The sequence below is a fragment of the Yinghuangia sp. YIM S09857 genome, assembly GCF_051388915.1.
In the GTDB taxonomy this organism is placed as follows: Bacteria; Actinomycetota; Actinomycetes; order Streptomycetales; family Streptomycetaceae; genus Yinghuangia.
On record NZ_JBPKBH010000034.1, the window covers coordinates 56,176 to 62,684 of the forward strand.

The 6,509-nt window shown below is 71.6% G+C and carries 3 protein-coding genes and 2 pseudogenes; all 5 read left to right on the forward strand.

What is annotated here, in order from left to right:
* Window positions 1–2: 2 nt before the first annotated feature.
* A pseudogene (locus ACRX5S_RS39880) lies at window positions 3–623 on the forward strand (MFS transporter); the annotation flags it as partial.
* A 26-nt stretch (window positions 624–649) separates the two neighbouring features.
* A complete protein-coding gene (locus tag ACRX5S_RS39885) occupies window positions 650–1,510 on the forward strand; it encodes an MFS transporter (protein WP_436778188.1) in 861 nt (286 codons plus the stop codon).
* 548 nt (window positions 1,511–2,058) lie between these two features.
* Entirely contained in the window at window positions 2,059–3,903 is a 1,845-nt protein-coding gene (locus ACRX5S_RS39890) for a thiamine pyrophosphate-requiring protein (RefSeq protein WP_436778189.1), read from the forward strand.
* Window positions 3,904–4,007: 104 nt separating this feature from the next.
* Window positions 4,008–4,448: pseudogene (locus ACRX5S_RS39895) on the forward strand (enolase C-terminal domain-like protein); the annotation flags it as partial.
* Window positions 4,445–6,247, forward strand: coding sequence for a glycoside hydrolase family 15 protein (locus ACRX5S_RS39900; RefSeq protein WP_436778190.1), 1,803 nt, complete (start codon window positions 4,445–4,447; stop codon window positions 6,245–6,247). The pseudogene ACRX5S_RS39895 and the gene ACRX5S_RS39900, both read left to right, overlap by 4 nt.
* The last annotated feature ends 262 nt before the right edge of the window (window positions 6,248–6,509 follow it).

Sequence of the window (6,509 nt, forward strand, 5' to 3'; positions counted from 1 at the left end):
CCGTGCCGCCCGCCACTCCAATACCCGGCGTGGGCAGCGCGGCGCCAGGGGTGCTGTGGCTGGTCTGCGCGGTGCAGTTCATGGTCGTGCTCGACGTGTCGGTGATGAACGTCGCGCTGCCGTCCATCCAGGACGCGCTCGGGTTCGGCGCGTCCGGCTTGCAGTGGGTGGTCGGCGCGTACGCCCTGGTGTTCGCGGGGTTCCTGCTGGTCGGGGGGCGGCTGGCGGACCTGTACGGCCGACGACGGGTGTTCCTGTGGGGACTCGCGCTGTTCTGTACGGCGAGCCTGCTGGGCGGCCTCGCGACCTCGCCCGGTGTACTGGTCGCGATGCGGGCCGTCCAGGGGCTGGGGGCGGCGGTGCTGGCCCCGGCCACGCTGACGATCCTGACCGCCGAGTTCCCCGACGGACCGGGCCGTATCCGGGCGTTGGCGATCTGGACGGCGGTGAGCTCCGCGGGCGGCGCGGCGGGCAATCTGATCGGCGGGCTGCTCACCGACGCCTGGTCGTGGCGGTCGATCCTGCTGGTCAACGTGCCGATCGGCGCCCTGGCCGCGGCGGCCGCGCTGCGGCTGCCGGCCGCCGACCGGCCCCGCGAGGCGGGCGGGCGCCTGGACGTGCCCNGTGGCGGTCGATCCTGCTGGTCAACGTGCCGATCGGCGCCCTGGCCGCGGCGGCCGCGCTGCGGCTGCCGGCCGCCGACCGGCCCCGCGAGGCGGGCGGGCGCCTGGACGTGCCCGGCGCGGTTCTGGCCACTGCGGGTGTGACGGCGCTCGCCTACGGGGTCAGTCGGGCCGGCACGCACGGCTGGGGTGAGAGTGCGACGCTGACCGTGCTCGGCGCCGGCCTGCTCGCATTGGGCGCGTTCGCGGTGGTCGAAGTACGGCGCCCCGGCGTCGCGCTGGTGCCGCCGCGGCTGGTGCGTATGCGGGCGGTGTGGGCCGGGAACCTGGTGATGCTGCTGGCCGGGGCCTGCTTCATCCCCATGTGGTACTTCCTCTCGCTCTACATGCAGGACGTCCTGCACTACAGCGCCTGGGCCACCGGCGTCGGATTCCTGCCGCACACCCTCGCCGGCATCACCGGCGCCCGCCTCGCCCCCCGTGCCTTGCGCCGCACCGGCGCCCGCACGCTGATCGCGGTCAGCGCGCTGCTCGCCGCGGCGGGATTCTGGTGGCAGAGCCGGATCGACGCGGGCGACGGCTACGTCGACGGCCTCCTCGGACCGGGCATCGTGATATCCGCCGGCATGGGCCTGTTGGTCACCCCGATCACCGCCACGGTCACCGCCGACGTCGACCCGCGCGACGCCGGCGCGGCGTCCGGGCTGATGAACGCCGCCCGCCAGATCGGCGGCGCCGTCGGCCTGGCCGCCCTGGTCACCCTCGCCGCGACCGCCGACAGCGGACCGGCCGCCTACCGCCTGGCGTTCATCACCATTGCGGCGCTGTGCGCGCTCGTGGCCGCCTTCGCCTGTGCGCTGCCCGGCAGCTCACAAAGCCGGCAATAGGAGGAGGCGGTGGCGCACCGGCGCGGGGACAGGCTCGCGGTCCACGCGGCGGGGCAACGTCAACGCGAACGCTTCGGGCCGGGTCAGCCGGACACGCAGCGTCTCGACTGTCGACGCCGTCCGCGCCGACGCACTCCCGACCATCAGGTTCGCCGGCAGGCACCGAGGCGCTGGATGACGTGAGAGGTGAAGAACCGTGACAGCGAAGCCCCGGCACCATATGCAGGGGCGACCTCAGCCCCGTCGACTTCGAACAGCGACACCATGGCCAGGCCGCCTGGACCTGGTCGCATAGCGCGCGAGTGTCCGCGAATTGGGGCAGAGCCTGACCCAGCTACCCAGCTACCCAGCCACCCGCCGACGCCATCGTGCTCCTACCGCCGTACACCAACGGCATTCGGGCCAGGACCCCCGCGTATTGGGCGCACCTGACCGGGCCCGGTCGGAGCCGGAGGTTTGGTCCGCCCGTTGGCGGTTACTCGCGGGGTGTCGCCCTGCCGGTCGCGACTCGGCCGACGCGGCGCATGCCCCTAGAGAAGGGAGCCGCCATGGCGGCCACGAAGGTGTCGGACCACATTCTCCAGCGGCTGCGGGAGTGGGGCGTCGAACACGTCTTCGCCTACGCCGGCGACGGGATCAACGGCCTGCTGGCCGCGTGGGGGCGCGCCGACAACAAGCCGAAGTTCGTTCAGTCTCGGCACGAGGAGATGTCCGCCTTCCAGGCCGTCGGCTACGCCAAGTTCTCGGGCAAGGTCGGGGTCTGCGCGGCCACCTCCGGCCCCGGGGCGATCCACCTCCTCAACGGGCTCTACGACGCCAAGCTGGACCACGTACCCGTGGTGGCGTTGGTGGGGCAGACCAACCGCAGTGCCATGGGCGGCTCGTACCAGCAGGAAGTCGACCTACAGAACCTGTTCAAGGACGTGGCCTCCGACTTCTGCGAGACGGCGATGGTGCCGGAGCAACTGCCGAACCTGATCGACCGGGCGATCCGCACCGCCTATGCCAAGCGCACGGTCACCGCCGTCATCCTGCCCGCCGATGTGCAGGAACTGGACTACAGCCCGCCGAGCCGTGCCTTCAAGATGGTCCCTTCCAGCCTCGGCATGGGCAGCTACGCACCCGTTCCGTCCGACGACGATCTTCAGCGGGCGGCCGATGTGCTCAACGCGGGCGAGAAGGTCGCCGTCCTCATCGGCCAAGGCGCGCGCGGCGCGCGGGCGGAGGTGGAGCGGCTGGCGGACGTGCTGGGGGCGGGGGTGGCCAAGGCGCTGCTGGGCAAGGACGTCCTGCCCGACGATCTGCCTTATGTGACCGGCTCCATCGGGCTGCTCGGCACCAGGCCCTCGTACGAGTTGATGCAGGACTGCGACACGCTGCTGATGATCGGCTCCAGCTTCCCGTACACGCAGTTCATGCCCGAACTGGATCAGGCGCGGGCCGTGCAGATCGACATCGATCCGCACATGATCGGTCTGCGCTACCCGTTCGAGGTCAACCTCGTCGGCGACGCGCACGAGACGCTGAAGCGGCTCCTGCCGCGGCTGCACCGCAAGGAGAGCCGCGCGTGGCGCGAGAAGGTCGAGAAGAACGTCGAGCGGTGGTGGGAGGTCATGCAGCGCCGCGCCGCCGTGGACGCCGACCCGATCAACCCCGAGTACGTCGTCCATGCCCTGGACGGCAAACTTCCCGAGGACTCCATCCTCTGCGCCGACTCCGGCTCAGCCGCCAACTGGTACGCCCGCCACCTGCGGTTGCGCGGCCGGATGCGCGGTTCGCTGTCGGGGACCCTGGCCACGATGGGCCCAGGTGTGCCGTACGCCATCGGCGCCAAGTTCGCGCATCCCGACCGTCCCGCGATCGCGCTGGTCGGCGACGGCGCCATGCAGATGAACGGCATGATGGAGATGGTCACGGCGGCCAAGTACTGGCGTGAGTGGTCCGATCCCCGTCTGATCGTGGCGGTTCTGAACAACCGCGACCTCAACCAGGTCACCTGGGAGATGCGCGCCATGTCCGGCGCTCCGCAGTTCGAGGAGTCGCAGGCCATCCCCGACCTGCCGTACGCGGAGATCGCCCACCGCATCGGGTTGGACGGCGTCCGCGTGGAGAAGCCCGAGGACGTCGAGTCCGCCTGGGACCGAGCGCTCGCCGCCGACCGACCGTTCGTGCTCGACTTCCGCACCGACCCGGCCGTGCCGCCGATCCCGCCGCATGCGACGTTCGACCAGATCGAAGCCGCCGCGGCGGCCGTCCTCAAGGGCGACAGCGACCGCACGTCGGTGGTGAAGCAGGGCTTCAAGGCGAAGGTGCAGGAGTTCCTGCCCGGCGGCCGCCACCGCCACGACCGGCCCGGCGCCGATGCCCACGACAGCACCGAACAGAGCACGTGACGCGAACGGCCGTGCACGGCAAGCCCCTCGGTGGTCCGGCGGTGACCACGGTGTCGGTCTCCCTGTACCGCGTCCCCGAGTTGTGGGGGAGGTGCGAGGCCCGCGAACAACCTGTGTCATCCGACGACCTCGCCGGACTGCGGGCGGTCCGAGAAGCCGTCGACGCGGATGTCGCGACAGGGGAGTACGGGTACGACCTGACGTACCTCGCCCGCAAGGCGGCCTCCGGCGCCGTCGACTGCCTCCAGGCCGACGCCACCCGCTGCGGCGGAATCACCGTCCGGCTGCGCGCCGCCGCGGTCGCCGAGGCCCTCGGACTGCACATCTCCGGCCACTGCGCGCCGCACATGCATGCCCACGCCGCCGCCGCGGTGCCCAACACCCGACATCTGGAATGGTTCCACGACGATGTGCGAATCGAGAACCTGCTCTTCCCCGGCGCCCTCGACCCGCAGGGCGGATCCGTGTCACCCGGTGCGTCCGGTGAGCCTGGCCATGGCGTGACCCTGGACCGGAAAGCCGCGGAACGGTATCGCGTGGCATGAACCGGCCCGGCAAGACCGACCTCGGCACGAGTGCCCCCACCGACCCGTCGTCCGCCGACCGGCCGTGGGCGCTTCGCGAGTACGCGCTGATCGCCGACGGAGAACGCGGAGCGCTCATCGACCCGCGGGGCGGAGTCGCCTGGATGTGCGCCCCGACCTGGCACAGCGGCGCGGTCTTCGCGGGCCTCCTCGGCGGATCGGGCCGATACCGCGTGACCCCCGCCCAGACCTGGAATGTGTGGGGCGGCCAATACGAGGACGGCACCCTCATTCGTAACAGCCGATGGGTCACCGCCGACGGCATCGTCGAGTGCCGGGAGGCCCTCGCCGTCCCGGCAGCCTCGGACCGTGTCGTCCTCCTGCGCCGAATTCGCGCGGTGGAGGGAGCCGCCGTGGTCGATATCGAACTCGATGTGCGCGCCGCATTCGGCCGCGAACCGATGCGGGGACTCCGCCACGACGGCACGACGTGGCGCGCCCGCACCGGACCCCTCCACGTACGGTTCATCGGCGCCGACCACGCCCGCGCCGGTGGCGACGGCGCACTGCGGGCACGGCTGCAAGTGCCCGAGGGCCGAGTGCACGACCTGGGGCTGGAGATCGGTGGCCTGTCGGAGGCGCCGTTGGATTTCGAGCGCCTGTGGGAAGCCACCGAGCGGTGGTGGAGGGCCGCCGTGCCCGAATGCAATGACACCGCGGCCCCGCGGGACACGCGTATGGCGTACGCCGTCCTGAACGGCTTGACGAGCCGCGACGGCGGCATGGTCGCCGCCGCGACGACCTCGCTGCCGGAACGCGCCGAAACCGGCCGCAACTACGACTACCGGTACGCCTGGGTTCGTGACCAGTGCTACGCCGGCATCGCCGTGGCCGCCCACGGACCGCACGACCTGCTGGACCGCGCTGTGCGGTTCGTCGCGGAGCGCGTTCTCGAGGACGGCCCGGACCTGCGTCCCGCCTACACCGTGGACGGCAGACCATTGCCCGGTGAGCGCGCTCTCCCCATGGTCGGCTACCCCGGGGGTGACGCGCGTACCGGCAACCACGCGGGCGGACAGTTCCAGTTGGACGTCTTCGGTGAAGCCCTGCAACTGTTCGCCGCGGCCGCTCGCCACGACCGCCTGGACGCGCGGGCGGCCGAGGCCGCCGAGGTCGCGGCCCAGGCCGTAGCCCTTCGCTGGACGGAACCGGACGCGGGCCTTTGGGAGCTGGACACCCGCTGGTGGACGCACTCGCGTCTGTCTTGCGTCGTGGGACTGCGCGACTTGGCAAGGGAGTTGCGTACGCCGAGCGCTGATCGGCATTCCCGCCTCGCGGAACGCCTGTTGGCCGCCACCCGGTCTCGATGCCTGCACCCCGATGGCCACTGGCAGCGCGCGGCGGACGACCCCGGGCCCGAGGCGGCGTTGCTGCTGTCCCTGGCGCGCGGCGCGGTGCCCGACGACGGGCGCAGCCTCGCCCGCACTTGCGAAGCCGTGGCGCGCGAGCTGGCGGAGGACGGGTACCTCTACCGGTTCCGGCACGGGGACCGGCCGCTGGGTGAAGCCGAGGGGGCCTTCCTGCTCTGCGGCTTCATGATGACGTTGGCCGCCCACCGGCTCGGGGCGCCGGGAGAGGCACTGCGGTGGTTCGAGCGGACCCGGGCAGCGTGCGGCCCCGCCGGGCTGTTCGCCGAGGAATTCGACGTCGGGCAGCGCCAGTTGCGGGGCAACCTCCCGCAGGGGTTTGTGCATGCACTCCTGTTGGAGTGCTCGGCTCGCCTGGGACCTTCCCAGCTCGCACCTCCCGCCCGCAGTTAGGGGGTGTCTGCCGGATCTTTGCACCGCTCCCGGCCCCTGAACACCGCGCCTCGCGGCGTTGCAGACCCTTGCGAGTACGAGTGAGTACGAGCTTCGGGCTTGCTTGGTTGGGAGGGGCGCCAGGCCCGGAGAGCGACGCACGCACGCACCAGAGACCGGGAGCGGCACAAAGATCCGTCAGGTCAATACCTAGTGCTGTGACCGGAAACGTTGACCGGGTTGCCGGTTGGCTTCGGGGTGCCTGACGCCGGTTGGATGTCTT

Bases quoted from the DNA above. Each gene is read 5' to 3' on its own strand.
- ACRX5S_RS39890 (WP_436778189.1), top strand. From the start codon at position 2,059: ATGGCGGCCACGAAGGTGTCGGACCACATTCTCCAGCGGCTGCGGGAG.
- ACRX5S_RS39900 (WP_436778190.1), top strand. From the start codon at position 4,445: ATGAACCGGCCCGGCAAGACCGACCTCGGCACGAGTGCCCCCACCGAC.